This window comes from Nitratireductor sp. GCM10026969 (genome assembly GCF_042660605.1).
Lineage (GTDB): Bacteria > Pseudomonadota > Alphaproteobacteria > Rhizobiales > Rhizobiaceae > Chelativorans.
In genome coordinates this window covers 50,603-75,826 of record NZ_JBHSUM010000007.1, presented here as the reverse complement: position 1 = coordinate 75,826, position 25,224 = coordinate 50,603, and the positions used below count along the sequence as shown (strand labels likewise).

General features: G+C 59.9%; 23 protein-coding genes. 16 read left to right on the top strand and 7 right to left on the bottom strand.

Features of this window, described 5'->3' with window-relative positions; all coding sequences use genetic code 11:
• From ACFP9U_RS03545 to ACFP9U_RS03520, 6 genes are all read left to right on the top strand, one after another.
• On the top strand, positions 1 to 1,541 hold a 1,541-nt coding region (locus tag ACFP9U_RS03545; RefSeq protein ID WP_378619071.1), incomplete at its 5' end, for a xanthine dehydrogenase family protein molybdopterin-binding subunit.
• A gap of 224 nt (positions 1,542 to 1,765) precedes the next feature.
• On the top strand, positions 1,766 to 2,149 hold the full coding sequence (locus tag ACFP9U_RS03540; protein WP_378619070.1) for a VOC family protein: 384 nt from the start codon (positions 1,766 to 1,768) through the stop codon (positions 2,147 to 2,149).
• Positions 2,150 to 2,316: 167 nt separating this feature from the next.
• Positions 2,317 to 2,706 carry a cupin domain-containing protein gene (locus tag ACFP9U_RS03535; protein ID WP_378619068.1) on the top strand — a complete coding sequence of 130 codons (390 nt, stop codon included), beginning with the start codon at positions 2,317 to 2,319 and terminating at the stop codon, positions 2,704 to 2,706.
• 549 nt (positions 2,707 to 3,255) lie between these two features.
• A complete protein-coding gene (locus tag ACFP9U_RS03530; protein ID WP_378619066.1) occupies positions 3,256 to 3,663 on the top strand; it encodes a hypothetical protein in 408 nt (135 codons plus the stop codon).
• Positions 3,664 to 3,858: 195 nt separating this feature from the next.
• Positions 3,859 to 4,284, top strand: a complete 426-nt coding sequence (locus tag ACFP9U_RS03525) for a dihydrofolate reductase family protein (protein WP_378619065.1) — start codon at positions 3,859 to 3,861, stop codon at positions 4,282 to 4,284.
• A 237-nt stretch (positions 4,285 to 4,521) separates the two neighbouring features.
• The gene (locus ACFP9U_RS03520; protein ID WP_378619063.1) at positions 4,522 to 5,415 is read left to right on the top strand and encodes a helix-turn-helix domain-containing protein; all 894 of its coding nucleotides are present in this window, start codon (positions 4,522 to 4,524) and stop codon (positions 5,413 to 5,415) included.
• Positions 5,416 to 5,461: 46 nt separating this feature from the next.
• On the opposite strand, the gene ACFP9U_RS03515 is transcribed toward ACFP9U_RS03520, so the two are convergent.
• The gene (locus ACFP9U_RS03515; protein WP_378619061.1) at positions 5,462 to 7,585 is read right to left on the bottom strand and encodes a TonB-dependent siderophore receptor; all 2,124 of its coding nucleotides are present in this window, start codon (positions 7,583 to 7,585) and stop codon (positions 5,462 to 5,464) included.
• Positions 7,586 to 7,819: 234 nt separating this feature from the next.
• Here ACFP9U_RS03515 and ACFP9U_RS03510 point away from each other — a divergent pair, with 234 nt between their 5' ends.
• The 4 genes from ACFP9U_RS03510 to ACFP9U_RS03495 are packed head-to-tail and all read left to right on the top strand — an operon-like array spanning position 7,820 to position 11,710.
• On the top strand, positions 7,820 to 8,815 hold the full coding sequence (locus ACFP9U_RS03510; RefSeq protein ID WP_378619060.1) for an iron-siderophore ABC transporter substrate-binding protein: 996 nt from the start codon (positions 7,820 to 7,822) through the stop codon (positions 8,813 to 8,815).
• Entirely contained in the window at positions 8,812 to 9,855 is a 1,044-nt protein-coding gene (locus ACFP9U_RS03505) for a FecCD family ABC transporter permease (RefSeq protein ID WP_378619058.1), read from the top strand. The genes ACFP9U_RS03510 and ACFP9U_RS03505 overlap by 4 nt, the downstream gene beginning before the upstream one ends.
• Positions 9,856 to 9,857: 2 nt before the next feature.
• The gene (locus ACFP9U_RS03500) at positions 9,858 to 10,892 is read left to right on the top strand and encodes a FecCD family ABC transporter permease (protein WP_378619056.1); all 1,035 of its coding nucleotides are present in this window, start codon (positions 9,858 to 9,860) and stop codon (positions 10,890 to 10,892) included.
• Positions 10,889 to 11,710 (top strand): ABC transporter ATP-binding protein, encoded by an 822-nt coding sequence (locus ACFP9U_RS03495; protein WP_378619054.1) that lies wholly within the window; start codon positions 10,889 to 10,891, stop codon positions 11,708 to 11,710. Before ACFP9U_RS03500 ends, ACFP9U_RS03495 begins: the two co-directional genes overlap by 4 nt.
• Before the next feature lie 413 nt (positions 11,711 to 12,123).
• On the opposite strand, the gene ACFP9U_RS03490 is transcribed toward ACFP9U_RS03495, so the two are convergent.
• The 5 genes from ACFP9U_RS03490 to ACFP9U_RS03470 form a co-directional block, all read right to left on the bottom strand.
• Positions 12,124 to 12,873 (bottom strand): ATP-binding cassette domain-containing protein, encoded by a 750-nt coding sequence (locus ACFP9U_RS03490; RefSeq protein WP_378619053.1) that lies wholly within the window; start codon positions 12,871 to 12,873, stop codon positions 12,124 to 12,126.
• Positions 12,874 to 12,942: 69 nt separating this feature from the next.
• Positions 12,943 to 13,989: a sugar ABC transporter substrate-binding protein gene (locus ACFP9U_RS03485; RefSeq protein WP_378619051.1), complete on the bottom strand. Its 1,047-nt coding sequence runs from the start codon at positions 13,987 to 13,989 to the stop codon at positions 12,943 to 12,945.
• Between the two features lie 31 nt (positions 13,990 to 14,020).
• Positions 14,021 to 15,019: an ABC transporter permease gene (locus ACFP9U_RS03480; protein WP_378619050.1), complete on the bottom strand. Its 999-nt coding sequence runs from the start codon at positions 15,017 to 15,019 to the stop codon at positions 14,021 to 14,023.
• Between the two features lie 68 nt (positions 15,020 to 15,087).
• Positions 15,088 to 16,290, bottom strand: a complete 1,203-nt coding sequence (locus tag ACFP9U_RS03475; protein ID WP_378619048.1) for an enolase C-terminal domain-like protein — start codon at positions 16,288 to 16,290, stop codon at positions 15,088 to 15,090.
• 45 nt (positions 16,291 to 16,335) lie between these two features.
• The gene (locus tag ACFP9U_RS03470; protein ID WP_378619047.1) at positions 16,336 to 17,079 is read right to left on the bottom strand and encodes an SDR family NAD(P)-dependent oxidoreductase; all 744 of its coding nucleotides are present in this window, start codon (positions 17,077 to 17,079) and stop codon (positions 16,336 to 16,338) included.
• 195 nt (positions 17,080 to 17,274) lie between these two features.
• Between ACFP9U_RS03470 and ACFP9U_RS03465 the strand changes: the two genes are divergently transcribed.
• From ACFP9U_RS03465 to ACFP9U_RS03450, 4 genes are read left to right on the top strand one after another with little or no spacing between them, the layout of a single operon-like run.
• Positions 17,275 to 18,090 (top strand): IclR family transcriptional regulator, encoded by an 816-nt coding sequence (locus ACFP9U_RS03465; protein ID WP_378619045.1) that lies wholly within the window; start codon positions 17,275 to 17,277, stop codon positions 18,088 to 18,090.
• A gap of 27 nt (positions 18,091 to 18,117) precedes the next feature.
• Positions 18,118 to 19,389, top strand: coding sequence for an AGE family epimerase/isomerase (locus ACFP9U_RS03460; protein ID WP_378619043.1), 1,272 nt, complete (start codon positions 18,118 to 18,120; stop codon positions 19,387 to 19,389).
• 12 nt (positions 19,390 to 19,401) lie between these two features.
• Positions 19,402 to 20,079: an RraA family protein gene (locus ACFP9U_RS03455; protein ID WP_378619042.1), complete on the top strand. Its 678-nt coding sequence runs from the start codon at positions 19,402 to 19,404 to the stop codon at positions 20,077 to 20,079.
• Between the two features lie 15 nt (positions 20,080 to 20,094).
• Entirely contained in the window at positions 20,095 to 20,991 is an 897-nt protein-coding gene (locus ACFP9U_RS03450; RefSeq protein WP_378619077.1) for an SMP-30/gluconolactonase/LRE family protein, read from the top strand.
• Between the two features lie 61 nt (positions 20,992 to 21,052).
• Here the strand turns inward: ACFP9U_RS03450 and ACFP9U_RS03445 are convergent, their stop codons facing one another.
• Complete coding sequence (locus tag ACFP9U_RS03445; RefSeq protein WP_378619040.1) at positions 21,053 to 22,537, bottom strand: mannitol dehydrogenase family protein; 1,485 nt, start codon at positions 22,535 to 22,537, stop codon at positions 21,053 to 21,055.
• Between the two features lie 223 nt (positions 22,538 to 22,760).
• Between ACFP9U_RS03445 and ACFP9U_RS03440 the strand changes: the two genes are divergently transcribed.
• A complete protein-coding gene (locus ACFP9U_RS03440) occupies positions 22,761 to 23,783 on the top strand; it encodes an NAD(P)-dependent alcohol dehydrogenase (RefSeq protein ID WP_378619039.1) in 1,023 nt (340 codons plus the stop codon).
• A 93-nt stretch (positions 23,784 to 23,876) separates the two neighbouring features.
• Positions 23,877 to 25,175, top strand: a complete 1,299-nt coding sequence (locus ACFP9U_RS03435; RefSeq protein ID WP_378619037.1) for an ABC transporter substrate-binding protein — start codon at positions 23,877 to 23,879, stop codon at positions 25,173 to 25,175.
• The last annotated feature ends 49 nt before the right edge of the window (positions 25,176 to 25,224 follow it).

Sequence of the window (25,224 nt, the reverse complement as noted above, 5' to 3'; positions counted from 1 at the left end):
GGCGGCAGGCCTCGCGCCTCGACGGCCCCGTGAAGGTGCGCGGGCAGGCCCGCTTTGCCGCCGAGGTGGCGATGGAAGGCGTGTGCTACGCCGCGCTTGTGCACAGCCCGATCACGCGCGGACGCATCGCGCGTCTCGATACGAGCGCGGCCGAGGCGGCACCGGGAGTGGTCCTGGTGGTGACCCACCGTAACATGCCCCGTCTCGGCACGGTCCCACTCATCAGCGTCTCCGATCTTTCCGCTATTGGATCGAGCGCCCTGCCGATCATGCAGGACCCAGAAATCCGCTACAACGGGCAGGTCGTGGCGCTGGTGCTGGCAGAGAGGCAGGAGCAGGCAGATCACGCCGCCTCTCTAATCCGGATCGACTATGAAGCCGCGCCGGCAAAGACCGATTTCGACGGCGCCAAAGCCACCGCGCGTGTGCCGGCATCCATTCTCATAGAAAGGAACCGCGTCTCGGTGGGGGACGCGGAAAACGAACTGACCCGTGCCGTCTATCGCGTCGACAATGTCTATCGCACGCCCGGCCACAACCACAACGCCATCGAACTGCACGCCGTAACCCTCGCCTGGGAGGGAGACACGCTCACCATCCATGATGCCTCCCAGATGATCGCGCCGAGCGCCAACGCGCTTGCCAAGCTCTTCGGGCTGAAGCGGGAGCAGGTTCGGTTGCTCTCGCCATATGTCGGCGGCGGTTTCGGCGGCAAGGGACTGTGGGATCACCAGATCGTAGCCATCGCCGCGGCCAAGCTCGCCGGTCGGCCCGTCCGCCTCGTTCTCAGCCGGGAAGGTGTCTACCGCATCATCGGGGGGCGTAGCCCGACTGAGCAGCGCGTCGCATTCGCAGCCGGTTCCGACGGCAGGTTTGCCGCAATCGTCCACACCGGCTATTCCATCATGCCGCCCTATGGGGCCTGCCCGGAACAATACACGCTCGGCTCGCGGGCACTTTATCGCTCCAAGAGCTACGAGATCGTCCAGCACCATCTCGATCTTGATATCGTGCCAAATACCTTTATGCGCGCGCCAGGCGAGGCGGTCGGTACCTTTGCGCTCGAAAGCGCCGTCGACGAACTCGCCCATGAAATGGGCATCGACCCGATCGAGCTTCGCCTGCGCAACGAGCCTGAAAAGCATCCGCTTTCCGGCACGCCGTTTTCCCAGCGGGCGCTGGCCGAGGCCTATCGCGCCGGAGCCGAACGCTTTGGCTGGGAGCATCGGCAGTCAACACCCGGGACGCACCGCGATGGCGAATGTTGTGTCGGCATGGGGTGCGCCACCGGGAGTTTTCCCTACGCCCGGATGCCGGGCGCCAGCGTCCGTCTCCGACTAAGCCGCGACGGGCGCGCGGCGATCTCCTGTTCGGCGCAAGACATGGGCATGGGTACCTCGATCGTGCAGGTTCAGCACGCCTCAGACCGCCTCGGACTTCCGATGGAGGCAATTACGTTCGAAATGGGCGATTCCGCGCTGCCAGCCGCGCCGATTGCGGAGGCACCTGTCCTGATGCCGTGCGATCTCCCCGGCTTGTGATAGATGATCTCAATTGGCCGAGCCGATCTTTCGGCCTCTGCTTAGGGGCCGTAAGTTATCCGTCAGCTTTCGGGGGCCGGGAGGCAAATAGCGGACATTTGGCATCTCCGATGCAGCCCTCGTTTGTTTGTGTCACTTTCTGCATATTTGCCGAGGCCTCCCTCCTGGGTGTCGGAACCGAGGTAGTTCGTACGTCCTTTGGATGTCAATCAAGGAGACGTTCCATGAATGCGCTCAATGACAAGTCTTCCTCGGCCATTGTCGCGGTGAGCGACGTCGACCGGGCGAGGCGTTTCTACAGTGATATGCTAGGGCTGGAACTCAACGACGAAGGCATGGAAGGCGTGCTGGTCTACAAGACGGGTGCGACGTATCTCGTCGTCTACCCTTCGGAATTCGCCGGCACCAACAAGGCCAACGCCGTGGTGTGGGACTGCGGACCAGATATCGACGCCATCGTTGCCGACTTGGGTGCCAAGGGTGTGACGTTCGAGCGCTATGAGATGGAGGGCGTGTCATACAAGGACGGGGTCCACGACGCGAACGGGTTTAAGATGGTCTGGTTCAAGGACCCTGACGGCAACATCCACCATCTGAACAGCGCATGAGCGTTTCACCGACGTAAGGAAGGGACGACCAGATAGCGCACTTTGCCGCGCCAGATATCCAGAGATTGGAATCGCGATGCAGGGCAATTCGGGTCGCGGCCCTGGATACGCCGACGGCTTCATACTGAACTGCGAATTACAGAGATGGACCATTCGCGAGAGATGACATGACGCGCAATGATTTCGACGTCAATTCGGTCAAGCCAAGCGGAAGCGCGCCTGCTCAGGCAACGCTTTTCGATCCAGGTGCTGAAGGTCCCTGGCGTGGCTCTTTGCCGGGTGAAGCGCTCGGAGCACCGCTGACCGTGCTCGCTTACGGCACCGACCGCACTGGCGAAGGCCCACGTCTTCACGTGCATCCCTATGACGAGGTGTTTGTCGTGACCGAGGGTCGGGCCCGCATTTTCGTTGGAGACACAGTTCTCGACGCGACTGCCGGTCAGGTTGTGTTTGGCCCGGCCGGCATCCCGCACCGGTTCGAAAATCTGGGACCAGGGCGCTTACAGACGATAGACGTCCACCATTCGCCGCGTTGGATCCAGACCGACCTCGACTAGTCGCAACGCTCATCCTGTCCGTGGCCTGCACTGGCTTGGCGCTACTTGTCTAATTCCGGCTGATCCATACGCTGGGTTCTTTGGGAGTTGCCAGCCAAAGCTAGCTGCGCGCAGGCGTCAGCGTTATCTTGGGCGTTCTTTTACTTGGCGAGCGCGTATTGCTCCCTGTCGGCATCGGTCTCCTGGCAGCGATGTCGGGCGTTGCGCTGCTCAATTCTCGCGAGGAAGGATTGCCTGCCCGCGCTGGCCGACGAACCTGCATGGGCATTTCACCTTCCGCCAGCGACGAGCATCATTTGATCCTGCAGCGGTCCGACTCGCGGATTGTCAGCGTCGCGGGTGACGCATCGCGAGTATCCGCAGCAGATGAGCATTCCGCGACCTGTGCTCCCGTGTGCCAACTGGGGCTTGCACTGAGACCCGAGGAGATGAAGGCGCGGTCGGAAAACTTATTTCGTAGCTGCATTTGTCGTGTCGGCGCTTGATCGTTCGTCCTCTCTATACAGGCAGGGATTTCTCCGACGGCCAAGGATTTGCGGGTCCGATGAGATGCAACGAGCGGAAAAGCTGTTTCATATTGAAGAGCGGGCGGGCGGTTCCCCCTTCGTCGACAGGATCTGGCGTACACGGAGTGTTCCCTCCAAGGCGTTCATCTCGGTCGCCGCAAGTCACTGGGAAATCGTGATCTGGCGCCAAGCCGGAATCGCGCACGTCACGATACGGGGACCGGAAACCAGGGCGACTGCAATGCCAATTCCCGTGGATGCGGAGTTCTTTGGGATTCAGTTCAAGCTTGGTGCGTTCATGCCCGATCTGCCCGTCCCGATGCTCGTGGACCGCGACTTGACCCTTCCTTCGCGCATTGGAAATACATTCCGCCTCGGCGGTTCGGTTTGGGAGATTCCCGACTACGAAAACGTCGAGTTTTCCTGGGGCAGCTCGCGCGAAAAGGACTGATCACCCTTGATCCCATCGTCGTAGAGGTCATGGAGGAGAGGCCGATAGACCTGTCGCAGCGCTCGATGGAACGCCGCGTTCGACGGGCAACGGGTTTGACCCTTGGCGCGATCAAACAGATCGACCGGGCGTACAAAACGACGGCGTTGCTAGATGTGGGCGTCACTATTTCAGACGTCGTCATCGAGGCCGGCTATGCCGACCAGGCGCACCATCGACGATCCGGCGGGCTTCGCGCGCAAGCTGAACGCCATGCGCAAATACGTCGCCTCGAACACGCTTGAGGAGGCGACATGGACAAACACAACCATCCTTTCCGGCGACGTGATCGGCGCCGTCCGCGACATCAAAGCTGAGAACGGCGGAGACATCATCATCTATGGTAGCGCCGGCCTCGTCCATGGCCTGCTGCCGCACGGCCTCGTCGACAAGGTGCACATGTTGATCTACCCGACCGTGCTCGGACGCGGCACCCGGCTCTTTCCAGCCGGTTACGCTTCGGCCTTCGAACTGGGAGATCTCAGGCGCCTAGCGTGCATTGCAGCCCTGAAATCGATGATCGGGTTTTGGCAGGGTAACTATGCCGACATCGTGTGCGGAGACGCGATCTACGAAAACTAGCCGCGCTTCATCGAAGCTCAGATCAAACCAGGTCTGAACTCCTGAATCTCAACAGGCTTTAAGTGGCTTGCTACGACAAACAAACATGATAATTGTCATCATGTTATAGGTGACTGGGCGGCCATCATGCATGTGTGTAAATCACTCATCGGAACTCCATCGGAGGAACCGGCGGCGATTGGCCGTCCCGTCGAACAGGCCCAATGTCCTTCAAACTAAGGGTGGACGGCTTCCGACATGAGCTATCTGCATTCAATGGCCTGTTACACGGAAGGCATTCGGGCGCTTGCGCCGGTCAAATGGCGCAGCTTTGACGGCCTGATGAGTGTCTTCTGGGATGCCGAGGGTCAATCCGGAGCCAGGGGGTATTATCTGTCCCCTGATCCGCGCATCGTGATCTTCTTCAACGACGTTTCGTCCCATATCCTGATGACCAATCGGGAAGGAGGATTCGGACAGCATTCTCGTCCGATGACGCGTGCGATCTATGTGCCGGCCGGTGTCCCAATGTGGACCAACTTCACGTCCATGCATCGCTTTTCCCATCTGGATCTGCATCTGCACAAGGATCGGCTCTTACGGTTCCTGTCACCTTCAGTAGGATCGTCGGTTGCACTGACCGCATTGCGCCGCCCGGTGGAGATCCAAGATGTTGGAGCTATTGAAACACTGGCCGGTTTACTGGTCGACGAAGTGTCAAATCCTTCGAAACATGCTCTATATGCCGAGAGCCTTGTGCGGAGCATCGTAACCGGTCTCCTCGATTTTCCCCAGCACGACAACAAAAAAGCCAACGGCAGACTTACCCAAGCACAGATGAACAGGCTGATCTCATGCCTCAATGCCCGCAGCGACAGACGCCTGAGCGTTGCCGAGATGGCCGCGACGGTTGGCTTGTCCGAAAGCTGGTTTGCCAATGTCTTCAAGCAGACAACGGGCAGAACGCCGCTGCAATGGCAACTCGGAAGACGTATCGAGCTTGCGCAAAAACTGTTGGTGAAAAGCGATCTGACCGTGGCAGGCGTCGCGGCCCAGCTTGGGTTCACCGATCAGGCTCACCTGACAAAAGCCTTCCGGCAGATTGTCGGTGAAACACCGGCGGCGTGGCGCCGTTTGCAGCAGCTTCGCTAGTCGCCGGGACCGCCCCACCGAAATGGCTGCGGGTGAGGCAGGTTCATCACCAGGTGCGGCGCAGCGTTGCGTAGATCGCGCGGCCGGGGTTGTAGAAATCCGCTCCGAAGCCGCCGTAAGCGACGTGCTTCTCGTTGAACAGATTGCTGACATTGACCTCGAGCGAGGTGTTGTCTTGTATGTCGTAGCTGAAGGCTGCATCGAAGACGACACTGCTGTCGGCCGATTGCGTGTTCGCATCATCAAAGTAATACGAACCCGTGTAGCGCGCACCAAGCCCGAATGTCATGTCGCCACGACGTCCGCTGCCTTCAAGCCTGTAGTTGGCCCAGAGCGAAGCCATATGCTTGGGCACGAAAGCCGGACGGTTGCCCTCATTCCCGGAAGCTCCGTTCTCGACGATCTCGGAATCGAGATATGAATAGGCAGCCGTCAGACTGAAATTGTTCGTCAGTTCCGCCTTTGCCTCAAGATCCAGGCCGCGGACCCGAACTTCGCCGATCGTGGAGGGAAGGCCGGTGATGGGATCCGTGACCGAGATATTCGTCTTGGTCAGATCGTAGACGGCGGCGCTGAAAAGTGCGGGGAATGCATGGGGCTGATATTTGACGCCGACCTCAATCTGTTCGCCGCGCTCGGGCTCAATGCCCAGAGCCGGGGGAGCGACGGACTCGGCATAGCTCGCATAGGCGGCAAACTCATCGGTGACCCTGTAGGTCAAGCCCACACGGCTCGTGAACTCGCTGATATCGTCCTTGTTCGATACGCCCGTGAGCTTGTTCGTCTCACTCAGGTCCAGCCAATCATTCCGCAGTCCGACGGTTGCGATCAATTTATCCGAGAAGGTCAGGTCCTGCTGGACGTAGATGGCCTTGGTCTTCTGATCGCTTCTCGTGCTGCTGATATGAGGAAGCGATGCGGGGGCGCCGGTATAGACCGGGTTCGTCCAGTCGATACCCGGGGCGGGCCCCCAATACGTATCGTTGTCGGACGAGTGGTCATTGTATTCGATCCCGATCAGTGTGCGGCTTTCCACATTCCTGAAACTGGCGTCGTATTGCAGCCGCGCATCGATGATGAAATCCTCGCTAGAGGACTCATTGGCGAAGAAAGCCCGGTTGGCCATCGTCGATCCATCCATCGGCGTGGCGGAAATATAGGCATAGCCGAAATCGGTTTTCGTGTTGCTATAGCGCGCGTTCGAGCTGAAGCTCAGACCGTTGCCGAAATCGTGGTCGAACATGACGCTGACCGTGTCTCTGTCCGTGCCACGATAGTTGAAGTCGGGCTCTCCGAAAAAGCGGCTTCTGTCGAAATTCGAGCCGACGGGATGCCCACCACTGCCGGGAACTCCGTCGCGGTCCAGATAATCGAAGACAACGGTCAGGCTGGTCGCATCGCTGGGATGCCATGTCAGGCCGCCCATGAAAAATTTCTCGTCGTTCCGCGAATGGTCGTATTCGTCGTCGGCATCTCTGAATTTGCCGGTCATGCGGTAGGACAGCGTGTCGTCCGAGGTGAGATTGTCCCCGAAATCAAACCCCACTTCCTTGTGCTCATACGACCCGCCCGTGACGTAAGCTTCGCCGAACCGTTCGCTTTTCGGCCGTTTGGTGACGTAGTTCACCGATCCCCCCGGATCCGAAACGCCGAAGATGGTGGAATTCGCACCTTTCAATACCTCGACGCGCTCAAAGGCATAGGGTTCTTCCCGCACCCCGCCGAAGGGGCGGCCCAAAGTCAGCCCGTCACGATAGGTATAGGCATCAAAGCCGCGAATCTTGAAGAAGTCGAACCGGTCGTCCGAGCCGTAGAAGTCCGTGGTCACGCCGGGGGTATATTGCAACACCTGCTCGACATTCCGTGCGCCACGCTCCTCGATCTCCTTGGCGGCGATCACGGACACCGAGGCGGGCGTATCCAGGATATCCGTCGCCATCTTGCTGCCGCTTGAGGTCTGCGTTGCGACAATTGAATTCGCGTCGTCATCGCCACCGTCGCTCTCGACGGTGATCCTCTCGAGAACTGTGGCGGAACTTGAATCTTCGGCCTCTTGAGCCAGCAAGCACGTCGGCGGGAGGGCTGCGAGCACCGTGCAACTCAATAGCAGCGCACTCCGGTAGCGGAGACCCGGCCGCCTGTGGTTGCCGGCAGATGTTTCAATTCCCATGGTCAAGTTCCAGAATTTAATCCTATTGCTCGCTGCCGGCAGCGGAGATCGTCCGATGTAGCCTGCCGCGCCTACTAACTTGAGGATCATTATCCAGTATTGTAAGTTTTCCCGTTTTTGTAGGAATCTCCGGAAATTTCGGCGCTCTTCAGTAGAGGCACCGGCACCCGACTTGACGTCGCCCGATGAACCTGAGACTGAAAGTCCACTTAAATTTCATGGAGAGTTTCGCCAATGCTACGGTTCTTGCGCCTGTCGGTACCGTTTGCCGCGACCTGCTTCTCCATCGTTGCATTCGGTTGCGCGTGGGCAGGGGAAAGCGCCTATCCTGTCATCATTGAACACGCTCTGGGCACGACGACCATCGCTGAAAAGCCTGAACGGGTTGCGACGGTTGCCTGGGCGAACCATGAAGTTCCACTGGCGCTCGGGATTGTGCCTGTCGGTTTTGCCGCAGCCAATTTCGGCGATGACGATGGCGACGGGCTACTGCCTTGGGTGGCCGAAAAACTGGCCGAGCTCGGCGCCGACAAACCGGTGCTTTTCGATGAGGGCGACGGCATCGACTTCGAAGCGGTCGCCGCCACCGACCCCGATGTGATCCTGGCGTCCTATTCCGGTCTGAGCCAGTCGGAATACGATACGCTCAGCCAAATCGCTCCGGTCGTCGCCTATCCCAAGTCCGCGTGGTCGACCGACTGGCGCGACATGATCCGCTACAACAGCGCCGGGCTGGGCATGGCCGCTGAGGGCGATGCGCTGGTCGCCGACATCGAGGCCGAGATTGCCCGTGCAGTCGCCGGGCATCCCCAGCTTCAGTGGAAAACGGCAATGTTCATCACCCATCTCGACACAACCGATTTGAGCACCGTGAATTTCTACACCTCCAACGATTCCCGAGTGAAGTTCTTCGCAGATCTGGGGCTGAAATCGTCGAAATGCGTTGTAGAGGCCTCAGCGGCAGGCCGGTTCTCGGGCTCCATCAGCGCCGAGCGTATCGATGTCTTCGACGATGTCGATATCCTCGTGACCTATGGCGATCGGGAACTGCTCGAAGCACTGAAAGCCAATCCGCTCACGTCCAGAATGCCGGCAGTCGCCAACGATGCTGTGGTCATGCTGCGGAGGGATCCGCTTGGTACCGCGGCAAATCCGACACCGCTTTCGATCTCGTGGGTGCTGAAGGACTATGTGGCCTTGCTTGCGGAAGCGGCCCAAAAGTCCGAATGACAGCCGACAGCGTGGAGTCGTCTGGTCGGGCGTCTTTTCCCGGAAAGTCGGCCCGTATACGGAGCTTCGGGCTGGCTGTGCTGATCGTGGCTCTCGCCGCGCTATGCGCTTCTTCCGTGGCGATCGGTACGCGCGAGGTGGGCTGGAACGACATCATCGCGGCGCTTGGCGGTCAGGTTGACAGTATCGGTCAGGCGGCAGTCGCCGTGCGGATTCCGCGGACGCTGCTTGCCGCGCTCGCCGGAGCCGCATTGGGGCTTGCGGGTGCCGTCATGCAGGGCGTGACACGCAATCCTCTTGCCGATCCGGGTATTCTGGGCGTCAATATGGGTGCGTCGCTTGCCGTCGTCATCGGAGTGGCCTGGTTCGATATGATCTCGGCCTATGCCTATATCTGGATGGCCATTCTGGGCGCTGGAGCTTCGGCGGTCTTTGTTTATATCATCGGCTCCCTGGGGCGCGGCGGGGCAACGCCCCTCAAGCTGGCCCTTGCCGGAGCAGCCACCTCGGTCGCCTTTTCCTCGATGGTGATAGCAGTGGTGCTGCCGCGAAACGATATCGCGGGCGGCATCCGCTCGTGGCAGATCGGCGGCGTGGGCGGAGCGACCTTCGACCGCATTTCCCACGTGCTGCCATTTCTTGCCGTGGGTTTTGCCATCAGCCTGCTGTCGGCACGAAAACTGAACTCGTTGGCTTTGGGCGACGAGTTGGCGGCCGGGCTTGGCGAGCGTGTCGCCGTGGCCCGTGTAAGCGCCGCGCTTGGCGCGATCCTCCTGTGCGGGGCCACCACGGCGATTTGCGGGCCGATCGGTTTTCTGGGACTGGTCGTGCCGCATCTGTGCCGCTTACTGGTCGGAGTCGATCATCGCTGGCTGCTGCCGTTTTCAGCACTTGGCGGCGCAAGTCTGCTGCTGGCTGCCGATATCGTCGGGCGCATTGTCGCCCGGCCAGCCGAGCTTGACGTCGGCATCGTCACCGCGTTCGTCGGGGCGCCGTTTTTCATCTGGATTGTCAGACGTCAGCGCGTTCGTGAGTTGTGACGATGCATTCCCCCACCATCGATTCGATCGTTGGCAATCGCCGCCGCCGTGCGCGCAGGCGCAATCTTGTGATCGCCGTTCTCGTAGCCTTGCTGGCCGCGATCTTCGCCCTGACGCTGTCGCTGGGACAATCCTTCACGCCGCCGAATGACGTCATCCGCGTGCTGCTGGGTGCGGATGTGCCGGGCGCGGCCTTTACCGTCGGGCAGTTGCGGCTCCCACGGGCGGTACTGTCGGTCCTTGCGGGGCTGAGCTTCGGGCTTGGCGGCGTAGCCTTCCAAATCATGCTGCGCAATCCCCTTGCCAGCCCGGACATCATCGGCATCAGCTCAGGTGCAAGCGCGGCGGCTGTCTTTGCCATCGTCGTACTGTCGCTGGACGGGCCCGTCGTTTCCGTCTTTGCCGTTGCCGCCGGTCTGGGTGTAGCGCTGCTGGTCTATGCTCTTTCGTCCAGGAACGGCGTTGCCGGAACCCGGCTGATCCTTGTCGGCATCGGCGTTTCGGCCATGCTGGAAAGCTTCATCGCCTATATCCTCTCCCGCGCGCCCGCTTGGAACCTGCAAGAGGCGATGCGCTGGCTGACCGGCAGCGTCAACGGTGCGCAACTCGGCCAGGCGCTCCCACTTCTTCTGGCGCTGGTTGCCTTCGGCGGGCTTCTGCTAAGCCGCGTGCGCGACCTGGAGGCGCTGAGGCTGGGCGACGACGCCGCAGCAGCCCTGGGTGTCGGAGTTACGAGGACCCGCATCCTGGTCATCGTTGCGGCAGTCGGCATGATCGCGTCTGCGACGGCGGTGACAGGGCCGATCGCCTTCGTCGCCTTTCTGTCCGGGCCGATCGCCGCCCGCGTTATAGGAACCAACGGATCGCTGCTGATCCCATCGGCGCTGATCGGGGCGACGCTCGTGCTGACAGGCGATTATTGCGGCCAGTTCCTTTTGCCAAACCGCTACCCGGTGGGCGTGGTGACCGGCGCGTTGGGTGCTCCGTATCTGATTTTCCTGATCGTCCGCGTCAACCGGACCGGAGGCTCGCTATGACCATTCATTCCCTTACCGCCAGCCAGCTTTCGGCGGGCTATGGCGATACCGACGTTTTGAGCGGGCTTGACCTTGTCGTGCCATCCGGCAGGATCACCGTGATCGTCGGCGCCAATGCCTGCGGGAAGTCCACCCTCTTGCGCGTGATGTCCCGACTCATCTCGCCGCGTCGGGGGCATGTACTGCTCGACGGCAAGTCGATTCATCGGACCCCACCCCGAGAGCTGGCTCGGACATTGGGCTTGCTTCCCCAATCACCGATCGCACCGGAAGGCATCACGGTTGCCGACCTCGTCGGCCGTGGAAGACATCCTCATCAGGGTATGTTTTCACGCTGGACGCGCAAGGACGACGAAGCTGTGGACACCGCACTCACGGCAACCAGGATCAAGGAGCTTGCCGAAAGGCCGATCGACGAGCTTTCCGGCGGGCAACGCCAGCGTGTCTGGATCGCCATGGCGCTGGCGCAGCAGACGGGTATTCTGCTGCTGGATGAGCCGACGACATTTCTCGACATCAACCATCAGATCGAGGTGCTCGATCTGCTGACCGATCTCAATCACGCGCGCGGCACCACCATCGTCATGGTGCTGCATGATCTCAATCTTGCAGCGCGCTATGCGGACTGCCTCCTTGCAATGGTGGGAGGGCGCCTGCACGTCTCTGGCGAACCGGAAGACGTATTGACGGAACAGAATGTGCGGCAGGTCTTCGGTCTTGAAAGCCGCATCATCACCGATCCGACCTCGGGCAGGCCGATCATGCTGCCGATGGGCCGGCACCGGATGGCAGGGGTGGACGACAGGATACGGCCATAATACGAGTGGGCTCAGTCGATCGCGAAGCCAAACTCGAACACGCCAGAAGAAAGAATACTACTGCCAATGGTATCCTGCGCGACCGAGAAGACCTCCAACCACACTTAATGGGCCAAACGACGGATGGCATCGCGCTATGACGGGAACGTTGACAACGAACGGAGTCAATCCCGACCTTACGCTCAGTGATGAGCGCGCGGCTGCACGCCCGGTGTTCCCCCGATAATCGTTCCTGATTTCCCGGCTCACCCAAGTCCGGCCCCCACCCCGGGTTTGGGACCTTCACCCATCGATCCCGTATCGCCTCCAAAAGTCGATCCCATTTCGTTCAACCCGGCTCCGGTTCCGATCCCGCCGTCATCAGAGAGCCAAGCGCCACCCTCGGGTGGATCCAAGGGGACCAGCGGCCTGTGCTACTGCATGGTGCCTGTAATGTGGTGCACAATGTCGGACGTGTTTACTTCGTCGGCCATAATCTCAGACCATACTTTTCCCTGACGAAGCACAACGATCCTGTTGCAGATGCGCTTCACCAGATCAATGTCATGCGCCACAAGCAGAACGGCGACACCACTGTCGCGCACCTGCTCGATCTGTTTGGCAACGTTCGCCGTCTCCTTGACGCCCAATGCGGCAGTCGGCTCGTCGAGAATGAGACAATTGCTGCCCCAGAACACACTGCGCGCGATTGCAATTCCCTGGCGTTGTCCGCCGGACATGGTCGCGACAGGCGCAATCATGCTGGGCACATTCACACCGACACGGTCCAGCTCGGATGACGCCCGGATTGCCATTTCCTTGTGATCCAGCCACCCAAGCCAGCGGGCATTGAACTTGTAGAGTTCGCGGCCAAGGAAGAAATTGCCCGGAACATCGATCTGATTGACGAGCGCAAGGTTCTGATAAACGGTTTCGATCTTATGCGTGCGCGAGTCATTGGGGCTACCAAACTTCACAGGCTTGCCGGCAATGCGGATCTCGCCCGATGTCGGTTCGTGGTACCCCGATAGCATCTTGATGATCGTGGACTTTCCAGCACCGTTATCACCGACAAGCCCTACACATTCGCCCGGATGCAGAGCGAACGAGACCCCGTCAACGGCCTTGATGGCCCCGAAGTGCTTGGTCAGGTTGACCGCTTCCAGTATCGATTCTTGCTGCATTTCAATCCTCGCAGTCACAGTGTCGGTTCGCGAGTGGTCGACTTTCGAATCCGCCACCCGCAACCAGGTTCAGTCCTGCCAGAGTTCTTCAGGAATCAGCGGCCGGAAACCTCGGGATTCAAGCATTTCCCTTGGCACCGTGGCGAAGACATCGTCACATGTGCGGATGGGGGAAAGCTGAGTCTGATAGACCGGCTCGATGTCTGCGGACCTGCCGTCTATGTCCATCTGCACGATTTCGAGGGCGACATCGGCCATCCTGCGTGGATCCCGGAAGGGCACTGTCATGATTTCGCCGCGGCACACCGCAGCAAGTTCATCGAGTTGCCCGCCCTGGCCAGCAATCCAGATACCGTCGGCTCCAGGCTGAATGCCGGTCGCCTGCAGTCCCTCCATGACGCCGAGCGCAGTATTGCTGTTGGCGCCAAAGATCACGTTGATCTCGGGATGGGCCGTCATTACGGGTTCAACCGTATTGAACGCCATTTCCCGACTGAAGTTGGTGTATTCCTCGACCAGAACATTAAGCGGAATATCGCAGGTTTCCAGCTCCTCGCGAAGGGTCGTGAGGAACCCCTCGCTGCGCAGGTTCCCGATTTCACTTGTGGGAATGCCGTGGAACATCGCCAAATTGATCGGGCTGCGGCCTTGCTCGCAAGCCATTTCAGCGATGTCGCGACCGGCCATGCGGCCCATCTCGTCTTCGGGCACGATAATGTAGGTGAGTGGATCGATCGGGTGTTCGTCCAGTCCGATCGGCGGCGCGAACAGGATCAGTTTCACCCCTTTGGCAGTCGCCTCGTTGAGCCGGTCGTAGATGTCGACCATGGCCGTTGCCGGTGTCACCATGAGATAGGTCGGTGCCAGCACGACCTGATCGGACAGAATCCTGTCGAAGGCGGCAGGATCATTGTGCGCCGGCGGCACCGAACTGAAGAACCGGATCGAGGGATCCATTTCCTCAAGTCCCTCTCGCACGCCGATCAGCGTTTGTCCGGGACCTTCCGTCACGTCACCCGTGGGTGAAACATAGGATACCGACACTTGAGCGGCGGCATGCGGTATTGAGTGCAGAATGGCGGCTGTCGCCATCAGTAGTGCAGCTTTGTATTTCATCGTCCTTCCTCCCTGATTGCAGTTGATTTCTTCAGCCGAATGCTCCTCCGATTCCCCCGTTTCGGCGGATCTGGATTGCGACTGATGTGATGAGCAGAATTCCCAACAGAATTTGCTGCCAGAAGAATCCGGCGCCGGCCAAAAGCAGTCCGTTCTCGAGTACCGAAATCAGGTACATTGCAATCGCCATTCCCCAGATCCGGCCAACGCCGCCAAACAGGCTCGTACCGCCGAGGATCACGCCCGCAATGATGTGCAGTTCCAGTCCCTGGCCCACGGTTGGATGCGCGCTGTTCATTCTTCCCATGAGCAGAAATGCAGCGATCGCAACGAGCACGCCCTGCAAGACAAAGGCCGTTATGATGACACGGTTGGTTTTGATGCCGCTGATCATTGCAGCGTCCGGATTGCCCCCCGTCGCCACAACGTAGCGGCCGAATCTCAGTCGGGTCATCACGATGTAGCCGACAAGCGCTACCGTGGCAGCGGCCCAAACCAGGTTCGGAATGCCAAACGTGCTGCCCTGGCCGAGTTGTACGAAAGCGGCGGGAAAGCGGACGTGATAGTTTCCATACATCAGTTCCTGGATCGCGCCGCGGAACAGGACGAGTGTGCCCAGCGTGGCCAGAAGCGCGGGCACCTTGAGATAGCTGACGATGAGGCCGTTGATCAGCCCGAGCAATAGCCCAACAATGAGAGCGAAGCCGAAGCAGACAATGATCGGGTAGCCGTCGAGCACCAAAAACCCGGTCAGGCCCATCACCACCGCCATGGACGAGCCAACGCTGAGGTCGATCTGCCGGGCCGTGATGACGAAGGTCTGTCCCACACCGATGATGATTGCTGCGGCCGCCGTTCGAAGGATGTTCAACTGGTTCTCGACCGTGAAGAACTTGTCGGAAAACATGGCAAGCAGGATCAGCGCCAGAATGGTGGGATAGACGATAGGGTTTATCCCGGACATCCAAAACTTCGTTCTATCGATCTGGGCGGCGCTGGCCGATTGTGTTTCCGCAGCATCGGTGTTCATTGGCTTAATCCGTTACTGGTTGCATTCTGGCGCCCAGGCGCCGCCCTGGCGACTACGCCTGATGTCGGTCACCATCCTGGAATGATTGGGAACCAGCCAGGCCGGTTCGCGTCGGGGCCAGTGGCGTTCGCTTCGACGTAAACGTTCCGGTAAATGCCCGACCGATGGATTTCGGCGTATTTGGCCAGCTTGCCCTCATCGAGTTCCACCCCCCAGCCCGGGCCTTCCGGCGGTGCCAGAACGCCATCCTTGGGAAGGAGCATGGGGCCCTTGATCACGTCGTCGCGCAGGTGATGGTAGTGGGCATCCACGGCTGCGGTGAGACCTACCATGGTTACACCCGTGTGTGCCATGACGGCCATGCCGATACCCAACTCTATGCCCGAGTGCATCGAAAGTCCCACCCCCATGGTCCGGGCGACAAGATCGAGTGCCTTGACCTGTGTCGGACCGCCCCAATACCAGGGGTCGGTCAGCACGACGTCGATCGCGCCTATCTGCACGGCAGGTCCGAGTTCCGCAAAACTCGTCACACACATGTTTGTGGAAAGGGCCAGAGTTGTCCGTGACCGCACGGTGGCCATGTTGGCCTGGCCCGCAACCGGATCCTCGTAGTACTCAAGTCCCACTGCTTCGAGTCTTGGAGCCATTTCGATGGCGGTTTCCACGGTCCAAGCCGATTGAGGATCAAGCCGAAGCCTTATGTCCGGTCCGAGGCGCGCCCGGATCGCTTCCATCGTTCTGACTTCTTCGATTGCTGGCAGGACGCCGCCCTTCAGCTTGACCGTTTTGAAGCCATAGGTGTCGCACAGCGTTGCGGCATGTTCCGCCATTTCCTCAGGTGTTCCCACCTCAGCCTGGCGACCATCATCTGCCCCATAAAGATAGAAGCAATAGGCGGCCATGTTGATGGACGGCCTGACCTTGCCACCCATCAGGCGATAGGCGGGCACATCAGCCGACTTGCCCATTAGGTCGATGCAAGCCATTTCCAGCGCGGATGCGACCAAAGGCTCGCGGCTCCAGTAGAAGCGGTTGGAGATGATGTTGCGAATGACCTCGAGATCCCACGGGCTCTGGCCGATGATCGGCGCCCCGAGCCTTTTCACCTGCTCTGCCGTCGCTGCGGTTTCACCCAGTCCCACCAACCCCGTATCCGTATGGATCTTTACGATCGTGCGAGTCACTGCGATGTGCACCCCGTAGGCAAACCTCAGGGGTGCGTGCACAGGCACCGTTACTTCGATCGCTTCGATTTCGGTAATCTTCAACTCGGAATTCTCCATCAAGTGGGCCGGCACGCATGCAGGACTGGATTAGAAGGATGCTAGAAGCCCGCCATCGACAAGATAGTGAGCTCCGGTAACGAACGACGCGTCGTCGCTCAGCAGGAAGGCTGCGACCCGCGCAACTTCCGCAGGCTCTCCGACCCGGCCAAGCGCATGCATTTGTCCCCATTCGGCGAGCTGTGCATCCGGGTCGTCAGGACGAAAATGGCGGGCGTTCGCCTGAACCAGAGGGGTTGCGATCGTCCCCGGGCAGATCGCATTGACGCGCACCTTGTCCCGACCATGATCGAGCGCCATCGCGCGGGTCATGGAAATGACTGCGCCCTTGGTCGCAGCGTAGGCGAAGACATCCTGTTGCGTCGCCAGAGCCTGGATCGATGACATGTTGACAATGGAGCCGCCGCCGCCCTGAACCAGAAGCGGCACGACATGCTTGCACATCAGGAAGATGGACTTGAGGTTGACTGCCATGACCAGATCGTAGTCGGCCTCGTCCATGGTCTGCACGGTCCCGTGCAACTCCAGCCCCGCGCAGTTGAACAAACCGCTCACGCGGCCGAGCGATTGCGCCTTCTCGGCTGCGCGCCTGCAGTCCCCGGATTGCGTGATATCCGCCTCAACGCCGTGAATATGCGGCGGCAGTGCACCCAGGGCGTCAGCATCTCGGTCCACAGCAACGACTGTGGCACCGATTTCTGCGAAGTGGAGCGCAGATGCGCGTCCTATTCCGGATGCGCCACCCGTGACGATTACGACATCAGATAATGCCATGATCGAGCCTCCTCCATACTCGGTATTGACAAACGGTGTTTGACTATGAAGAACTAACGATGGATATCGACGTGGGTCAAGCTCTTTTTCTGAGGCGTGACCAGACGCACGAAACACGCATCCGGCGCAGGGCTCCTATGGCACCGCGTCTAAAGATGGACTACGTCAAGCTTTTCCACTTGACGGGAGAAGAATGTGGCAGAGATCAGCAACATTGCGGATCCGAAAGGGTCAACAGAGCCGAAATCGGCAATGCCGAGCGTGGACAAGGCCTTGAGAGCATTGCTACTTCTGGCCGATGCCGGCCCGGCTGGGCTTCCCCTGAACGAGATCGCCCGGCAATTGGGACTCAACAAGAGCAGCCTTCACGTAACGCTCGGAGCGTTGCGCTTCCGGGACTTCGTGACCCAGTCCCCTTCGACCGGATTCTACCGACTCGGAAGTGCGGCCGGCCATCTATCCCAGACCTATCTCAACAGTCTCGACATCAGGGCGACCTTGCGCCCCGCAGTGGTCAAGCTGGCCGAGCGGATCAACGAGGTGTGTCACATCGCGGTGCTCGATGGACAGGAAATCCTTTACATCGAGAAAATCGAGTCGCGCCGGGCCATTCAGCCTGGAACACGAGTAGGAATGCGCCTGCCGGCCCTTACCACAGCGATGGGGCGCGCCATGGTCGCATATGAATGCACCACATTTGCCGATTTCCAGACACGGTTCGGCAAGTCCCTCACACCGCGCACCCCCAATGCACCGACCTCCCTTGAGCAAGAATGGGAACGGATCCTCACAGCACGTCGGCGCGGGTTCGGCGTGGACCTTGAAGAAAATGTCGAGGGATTGACCGCCGTTGCCATTGCCGTCCTGAGCAACGGGCGCCCGGTGGCGGCCGTGAGCGCCGTGACGCTGGCAGACGATAAGGCAGACCTCGAGCAGCATGCCAAAGAGATCCGCCTGGCATTGGAGTCCGTCGTCACGGCGCCACTCCACCTGCCGGTGCCGGACAGCTAACTGAGAACTGCAACGGGAGGAACCAAAGTGAATAGCTATAGTATTGACGTCGACAGGCCGAGCGGTCCTCGTTGGGTGAACCAGTCCAGCCACAGGGCATGGCTGATCGATGAAGCATCCCGCCTGCTCGATTTCTACCAGGCGGCGTCGATCAATCCCGAGGGCGGGTTTTTCGATCTGGACGATCGGGGAACTCCCTTGCCCACGGGATGGCCACCTGCCTCCGCGCCCACGCGCAATCTGTTCCAGACGACCCGGATCGTTCACTGCTTTTCATTGGGACACCTTCTGGGACGCCCCGGCTCCAGCCAACTCGTGGACCACGGTATGCGTTTCCTGCTGAACGGGCACCGTGATACCGAACATGGCGGCTATTTCTGGTCCAACGGCTATCGGTCGCCGCTCGACACCACCAAGAATGCCTATGGCCACGCCTTCGTGCTGCTGGCTGCATCGAGTGCGAAAGCGGCCGGGCATCCGGACGCCGACACCTTGCTCGCCGACATAAGCGGCATTCTCGACACGCATTTCTGGGATGAAGAGTTCGGCGCCATTCGCGAGGATTTCCACCGTGACTGGACACCGGTCGAGACCTATCGGGGTCAGAACTCGAACATGCATCTGACCGAAGCGCTGATGGCCGCTTTCGAAGTCACCGGTGACACGCTCTATCTCACGCGCGCAGAGCGTATAGCGACCCTTCTGATCAAGACGGCCACTGCAAATAACAACTGGCGGCTGCCCGAACATTACGACGAACGCTGGGCGATCGACTACGAGTATGGCAGGGATGTCTTCCGCCCGTACGGGTCCACGATCGGCCACTGGCTGGAATGGAGCCGGCTTCTGCTTCAGCTCTGGTCGCTCAAGGGCCGGTCTGACGACTGGATGAAGGCCGCGGCCATCAAGCTCTTCGACAAGTCGGTGACGGAAGGCTGGTCGCCCGAGAATGGCGGCTTCTATTTCACGGTGGGCTGGGACGGAAAACCCGTCGACAAGGACCGCTACTGGTGGCCGTGCACCGAAGGCATCGGCGCCGCCGCCTTCCTCGCCGACATCACCGGGGAAGCCCGGTTCGAGGGATGGTACAGGCGTATATGGGATTGGTGCGAACAGCACCTGATCGATCGGCAGAACGGGAGTTGGCACCACCAACTCAATGACGATCTCAAGCCGACCAACGACCCCTGGTACGGAAAACCCGACCTTTACCATTCTTTGCAGGCGACATTGATCCCCTTGCTCCCGACATCGGGAAGCGTGGCGCATGGCCTGCTGCATTCCGGCCTGAAGCTTTAGGACGTACCAGATATGACGATCAAGATAGCTCCGCTTTCCAATCCGGACATCGACCTCGATGAGCTTGCCCGCCTCACCTACAGCGCGGTCCACTCCGATATATGCGACAAGCTCGGACACAGAAATCAGACCGCTGACCCCGGCATTCTCCCTTTGACGGGATCCGGTGTCCTTGTTGGATGGGCGCGCACTGCCATCAGCCGTCCCGTCGAGGCCCCGCCCGAACGCCATTACGGTGCAGAGATCGATTTCCTGGACAGTCTTCGTCCGGGTGACGTGCCCATTATCGATTGTTCCAAACGGCCTGCAGCTGCCTGGGGCGAACTGTTTTCGACGGCCTCCGTTGGACGCGGCGCAAGGGGCGCCCTGATCGACGGGTATATTCGCGACAGTGCCAAGATCGACGAGATGGGCTTTCTGGTGTTCGGACGCGGAAGCCGGCCCACCGACAGTCTGGGACGGGTTTCGACATGCTCGATCGATGAGGAGATCGAATTTGCCGGCGTTACCGTGCGCACTGGCGATCTTCTGATTGCCGATCAGGATGGCCTGACTGTTGTGCCCCGCGACCTGGCCGAGGAGGTCGTCGCACTCGCGATCGAGAAGGCTACGACGGAAACAAGTGCGCGCGGCCTGCTTCTGGCTGGCGGAACCATGGCGACCGTGTGGGAGAAATACCGCGTTCTCTAGCTACAGGTGAGGAAGATGAACGATCGTATTGAATGCGTCGTACCTGCAGGCGATACCTGCGGTGAAGGCGCCGTATGGTGCGGCGAGGAAAGCGCCGTCTACTGGACGGACATCAACCGGTTTCTCATCCACCGCTACGACACACGGACACAATCGACCAGAAGCTGGTTTTTCGATGAACCGGTGGTGGCCCTGTCTTTGACCAGCGAGCAAGGTCGCTGGCTTGTTGCGCTTGGCTCCCGACTGATCTGGTGGTGGCCTGCAGACGACAGTCGTCAGGATCACGGGTTCGTCTTGCCCGGTGCGCCGGCGGTACGGCTCAATGATGGGCGCGCCGACCCGCTTGGCAATTTCTGGGTCGGGTCCATGCGCAACAATGTCCTGCCGAACGGCGAAGCCTCAGAGGCGGGGGGCAATGAAGGCATTCTCTACCGGATCGCGCCCGATGGCGCGGTGACGGAGTGGATGCATGGCCTGGCGATCTCCAACACCATTTGCTGGAGCCCTGATGGCGGCACTTTCTATACAGCCGATACGCTAGCCAACGAGTTCTACGCCTGCGATTTCGACCCTGAAGATGCAAGTATTTCAAATCGCCGGACGATATTCTCTGGATTTGAAAAAGGCATGCCGGATGGCTCGGCGATCGATGCGGACGGCTATATCTGGAACTGCCGCTTTTTCGGCAGGTCGATTGTCAGGCTGGCACCTGACGGGACTGTCGACCGGGTTATCGACATGCCAGTCAAGAACATCACCACGGCGACTTTTGGCGGCTCCGATCTCAAGACACTTTACGTGACGTCAGCCTCCGCCGCGCGCGACGAGGGCGACCGGCTGGCCGGTTCGCTCTGGGCGATCAGAACCGAAGTTCCAGGTCTTCCGGAAAACAGGGTGCGCATTCCAGGCTGAAGTGGAGGCTGCTGTGTTTCCGCAGCCCCCTCACTTCAGGGCCTCTTGGCGACTCTACAGATCAGACGGCTTCTCCTGCTTCCGCATAGCGCAGAAGCGTCTCGCGGGTGCCGTGCATCCATATGCTGGAGAGGGCAGCGGAGAAAGCGTCCACATAGGCGGAGTAGGTGGCGACCTCGCCGAAAATGTCCGTCATTGAGAGAAAGATGCTCGGGTCGTCCCGGGCGGCAAGCGCGGTCTCGCGCATGCGCTCCCAATTTGGATCGTTGCTTTCGATCCGGGCGCCGCTTTCGGTCTCTCCGGCGCAATAGCGGCACCAGAATGCTGAAATAAGGGCCAAGCCCTCCACTGGACGTCCTTGCCGGAGCGCATCAAGCACGGTCGGCAGGACGTATTTTGGTTGCCGGTTGGAGCCGTCGAAGCATACCCGGCGATTGGTGTCGGCCATTCTCGCATTCCCGAAACGTTCCGAGATCTTGTCGACATAGGCGTTGATATCAGTGTCCGGTACGGGCGGGACCAGAGGCACGATCTCTTGCTTTTGGAGACGCCGAAAGTACTTGAGGATCAGTTCGTCGCCCATGGCCTGATGAACGAACTCCATATCGAGCAAGGCGGCCGGATAGGCGATGGCGGCGTGGCCGCCATTGAGGATGCGGATCTTCATCAATTCGAAGGGTGCCACGTCCTCCACAAGCGTCACGCCTGCCTCTTCCAGTGGCGGGCGACCTGCACTGAAATGGTCCTCCAGCACCCATTGCTTGAAGCCTTCGCAAAAGACGGGGCTCCCGTCATCGATGCCGTACGTCTCGCGCATCTGTGCGCGTTCCCGGTCTCCGGTCGCCGGGGTAATCCTGTCCACCATGCCATTTGGGCAAGCCAGGTTGTCCTGGAGCCAGTCGTGCAATTGCGCAGAAACCATCGCGGCGATGCCCAGGATCGTCGCTCTTGTCACTTCGCCGTTTGAAGGGATGTTGTCGCAGGACATCACGGTGAAGGGCTTAAGGTCTGCGCTGCGCCGCAGGTCAAGTGCCTTGACGATCATGCCGAAAACCGAGACTGGCGCGTCGAAATTGGCGACATCACGCACTACTTCGGGATCTGCGGGATTGAAGCGGCCGGATCCCGGATCGATGTTGTAGCCCCCTTCCGTCACGGTCAGCGAGACTATGCGAATGGACGGATCGGCGAGACGGGCGACAATCTGGTCCGGATGACTGGGATCGAGGAAATCTACCATCGAGCCGGTCACGCGCAGGCTGGTGCTGTCATTGCCCTGTTCTGCGACGGTAGTCAGAAAGTCCTGAGCTGCCAGGCGCTCTCTCATCGCGAGGTCGGTAGGCCGGGTGCCAGCGCCTACAATGGCCCAATCCAGCGCGAGTCCCTTATTGAACAAGGTGTCGAGATAGATCGCCATATGAGCCCGGTGAAAATTTCCTACGCCGAAATGGACGATGCCGGGGCTCAGCCTCGAACGATCGTAACAGGGAACCTTGGCCTTATCGGCCAAATCCGGCAGCGTACTGCTGCTTAGGGCAGTGGGCATAAAATAACCTCCGAGCGCTTGGAGGTGTCACAAATCGCCACCTCCCAAACATCTATTGTTTGTCATTAACAAACTTCTGACAACATCAACAAACGATAGAAATTGCGACTGGGCTCGTCAATGGCTTTAGCGACGGTCCACTTGACAGCAATGTCGCGCTTGTGTTTGTCTTTATCGAATATCGCTTGTTAATCTCAAACGAGCGTGAACATGGGAGGGCGGTATGCGACAGAATCGCGCGGCGGTTTTGACGGACCGCGAAGAAATAACCATCATGGATTGGCCCATGCCGGCGTGCGGTTCGGACCAGGTGGTCATCGAGGTTGCAGCATGCGGTGTGTGCGGTTCCGACATGCATTTCTTCCATCACGGCCGCATCGGCAGCCTGATTGTCACTGCGCCGTTGGTTCTGGGTCACGAAGCATCGGGGACAATCGTTGAGGCAGGCGAGAACGTCGATCCTTCGCGCCTCGGTCAGCGCGTGGCCATCGAACCCCAGATGACCTGTGGCACATGCGCGTCCTGCCTTTCCGGGCGTCAAAACCTTTGTCCCGACGTCCGGTATTTTTCCGCTTTCCCGGTCCATGGGGCCTTCCAGCGCTACGTCTCAATTCCAAGCCCCCTCGCCCATCCGCTGCCTGAAACCGAGTCCTTCGAGGCGGGCGGATTGATGGAGCCAGTTTCGGTGGTCCTATGGGCTGCCGAGCGCGCGCGGATCATGGCGGGCGATCGGGTTTTGATCACGGGTGCCGGGCCCATAGGCAATCTGGCGGTGCAGATTGCGCGGTTGAACGGGGCTGTCGAGATCACCGCTGTCGACATTGTCCGGTCAAGACTGGACTATGCCCTCTCGGTTGGCGCGAGTGCGGTTTGCGAAAACAGCAACAATGGTCTGACGGATCTCGATCGTGACTTCGATGTCTTGATCGAATGCACCGGACATCCAGCCACAGTCAGCGAAGCGCTGCTGCACGTGCGGCCGGCTGGGCGCGCCGTTCTAGTCGGCATGGCTCCGACCGAAACCCAGCAAATGCCACTCCCGGCCATTCAGGTCCGCGAGATCGAGATCAGCGGCACCTTCCGCTTTGCCAATTGCTACCTACGCGCCATCCGCATCGCCGCGTCCGGACGGCTGATGCTGGATGAAATCGTCAACGCCCGCTTCACCTTGGACGAGACTTCGGCCGCACTCAGTTCGCCGCGTACAAACGCGGCCACGCTCAAGCCGATGGTTTATCCGGACTGACTTTCGCACGCGACAAACTGGTCGCGTGCCGCACACCAGCCCGGGGCTGGTTCTCGCGGAACTCAAACCCCGGGATTTTTGAGGAGGAGTGATATGAGAACACTATTTTATGGCGCGACAGCCATAGCTGGCGTGGCGCTGGGGCTGGCCCCCGTTCAGGCGAGTGCCCAGGTTGGCGACAGCAGCACCTGTATCGGAGAAGTGCAGAACTTGCGCTTGCTGGTTCAGCCAACGTCTTCGGTAGGGCTTATGGAAGAGCTCAAAGGGGAGTTCGAGGCAGAATGGCAAACCCAAGTCGACTTCACGCGGCTGGGTGAAAACGAGCGCAGGGCGCAGCAGCGACTTGATGCCTCGACAGGTGCCGGTGCATACCACATCTACTATCTCGACGAAGCCAACGTCCCCGAGTTTGCGGCCGCAGGCTGGATCCTGCCCATTCTCGACTATTATCCTGAACACTATGATTTCGAGGACTTCCTCGGCAGCCGCCGAGCCGTCGGATCCTGGGAGGGCGTCGACTATTTCGCGCCCACCATGGGCGGCGGAGACATTCTGTTCTACCGCAAGGATCTGCTGGACGAAGCTGGCATCGACGTTCCAACCACGCTCGATGAAATGATCGCGGCGGCAGAGGCACTGAACAATCCGCCCGAATACTATGGCTGGGCAAATCGCGGCCAGCGCGGATCAGGCATGAATGTATGGACGTGGATTCCGTTCTTCCTCGCCAATGGCGGTGAATGGACTGATGATGACGGCGTTCCGCAGCTCAACTCCGCAGCAGCTGTAAAGGGCACAGAACAGTTTGTCGGTTTGTTTGACTATGCTCCTCCGGGTGGACGTACTGCCACCTTTGCCGAACAGGTCGAAGGCTTCCGTTCCGGCCATGTCGCGATGATCTACGCCAATGAGATCTTCGCGCCCCAGATGGAGGACGAGGATATCTCGTCTGTCGTGGGCAAGGTCGGCTATGCCGGGCCGCCCACGCCATTGCCCTCTGCAGGATTCGGCCATGGCCTTGGAATCGCGGCGGCAGGTGCAACCAGCGAATGCGAGCGTCTGATCGCAGGCGAGTTCATCGGCTGGGCCACCAGCAAGGAGATGGAACTGGAGCGCATCAACCGCAGCCTGACATCCGACTTCGGACGCCAAAGCTCTCTCGACAACCCGGATCTGACGGCATCAATGCCCCCCGATTTCCTGGAGGCCCTGCAAAGTTCATCCGAAGTGACCTCGGTTCTGTTCTGGCGTGTTCCGGAGTGGCCCACGATCGGCGACGAACTCGGACTGGCCATCGAGGAACTGACGACCGGCACGCGGGATGACGTCCAGTCAGCTCTGGACGAAGTCAACGAGTTCGCAAAGCAGTATCTGGCGCGCTCCAACCGCTAGTCTCAACCTCCCATGCCGGAGGGCTCAGTCCCTCCGGCACCCTCGCTGT

What these genes read in the sequence shown, in the direction of transcription:
- ACFP9U_RS03540 (WP_378619070.1), top strand. Translation starts at nt 1,766, where the DNA reads ATGAATGCGCTCAATGACAAGTCTTCCTCGGCCATTGTCGCGGTGAGC.
- ACFP9U_RS03535 (WP_378619068.1), top strand. Translation starts at nt 2,317, where the DNA reads ATGACGCGCAATGATTTCGACGTCAATTCGGTCAAGCCAAGCGGAAGC.
- ACFP9U_RS03530 (WP_378619066.1), top strand. Translation starts at nt 3,256, where the DNA reads ATGCAACGAGCGGAAAAGCTGTTTCATATTGAAGAGCGGGCGGGCGGT.
- ACFP9U_RS03525 (WP_378619065.1), top strand. Translation starts at nt 3,859, where the DNA reads ATGCCGACCAGGCGCACCATCGACGATCCGGCGGGCTTCGCGCGCAAG.
- ACFP9U_RS03520 (WP_378619063.1), top strand. Translation starts at nt 4,522, where the DNA reads ATGAGCTATCTGCATTCAATGGCCTGTTACACGGAAGGCATTCGGGCG.
- ACFP9U_RS03515 (WP_378619061.1), bottom strand. Translation starts at nt 7,585, where the DNA reads ATGGGAATTGAAACATCTGCCGGCAACCACAGGCGGCCGGGTCTCCGC.
- ACFP9U_RS03510 (WP_378619060.1), top strand. Translation starts at nt 7,820, where the DNA reads ATGCTACGGTTCTTGCGCCTGTCGGTACCGTTTGCCGCGACCTGCTTC.
- ACFP9U_RS03505 (WP_378619058.1), top strand. Translation starts at nt 8,812, where the DNA reads ATGACAGCCGACAGCGTGGAGTCGTCTGGTCGGGCGTCTTTTCCCGGA.
- ACFP9U_RS03500 (WP_378619056.1), top strand. Translation starts at nt 9,858, where the DNA reads ATGCATTCCCCCACCATCGATTCGATCGTTGGCAATCGCCGCCGCCGT.
- ACFP9U_RS03495 (WP_378619054.1), top strand. Translation starts at nt 10,889, where the DNA reads ATGACCATTCATTCCCTTACCGCCAGCCAGCTTTCGGCGGGCTATGGC.
- ACFP9U_RS03490 (WP_378619053.1), bottom strand. Translation starts at nt 12,873, where the DNA reads ATGCAGCAAGAATCGATACTGGAAGCGGTCAACCTGACCAAGCACTTC.
- ACFP9U_RS03485 (WP_378619051.1), bottom strand. Translation starts at nt 13,989, where the DNA reads ATGAAATACAAAGCTGCACTACTGATGGCGACAGCCGCCATTCTGCAC.
- ACFP9U_RS03480 (WP_378619050.1), bottom strand. Translation starts at nt 15,019, where the DNA reads ATGAACACCGATGCTGCGGAAACACAATCGGCCAGCGCCGCCCAGATC.
- ACFP9U_RS03470 (WP_378619047.1), bottom strand. Translation starts at nt 17,079, where the DNA reads ATGGCATTATCTGATGTCGTAATCGTCACGGGTGGCGCATCCGGAATA.
- ACFP9U_RS03455 (WP_378619042.1), top strand. Translation starts at nt 19,402, where the DNA reads ATGACGATCAAGATAGCTCCGCTTTCCAATCCGGACATCGACCTCGAT.
- ACFP9U_RS03450 (WP_378619077.1), top strand. Translation starts at nt 20,095, where the DNA reads ATGAACGATCGTATTGAATGCGTCGTACCTGCAGGCGATACCTGCGGT.
- ACFP9U_RS03445 (WP_378619040.1), bottom strand. Translation starts at nt 22,537, where the DNA reads ATGCCCACTGCCCTAAGCAGCAGTACGCTGCCGGATTTGGCCGATAAG.
- ACFP9U_RS03440 (WP_378619039.1), top strand. Translation starts at nt 22,761, where the DNA reads ATGCGACAGAATCGCGCGGCGGTTTTGACGGACCGCGAAGAAATAACC.
- ACFP9U_RS03435 (WP_378619037.1), top strand. Translation starts at nt 23,877, where the DNA reads ATGAGAACACTATTTTATGGCGCGACAGCCATAGCTGGCGTGGCGCTG.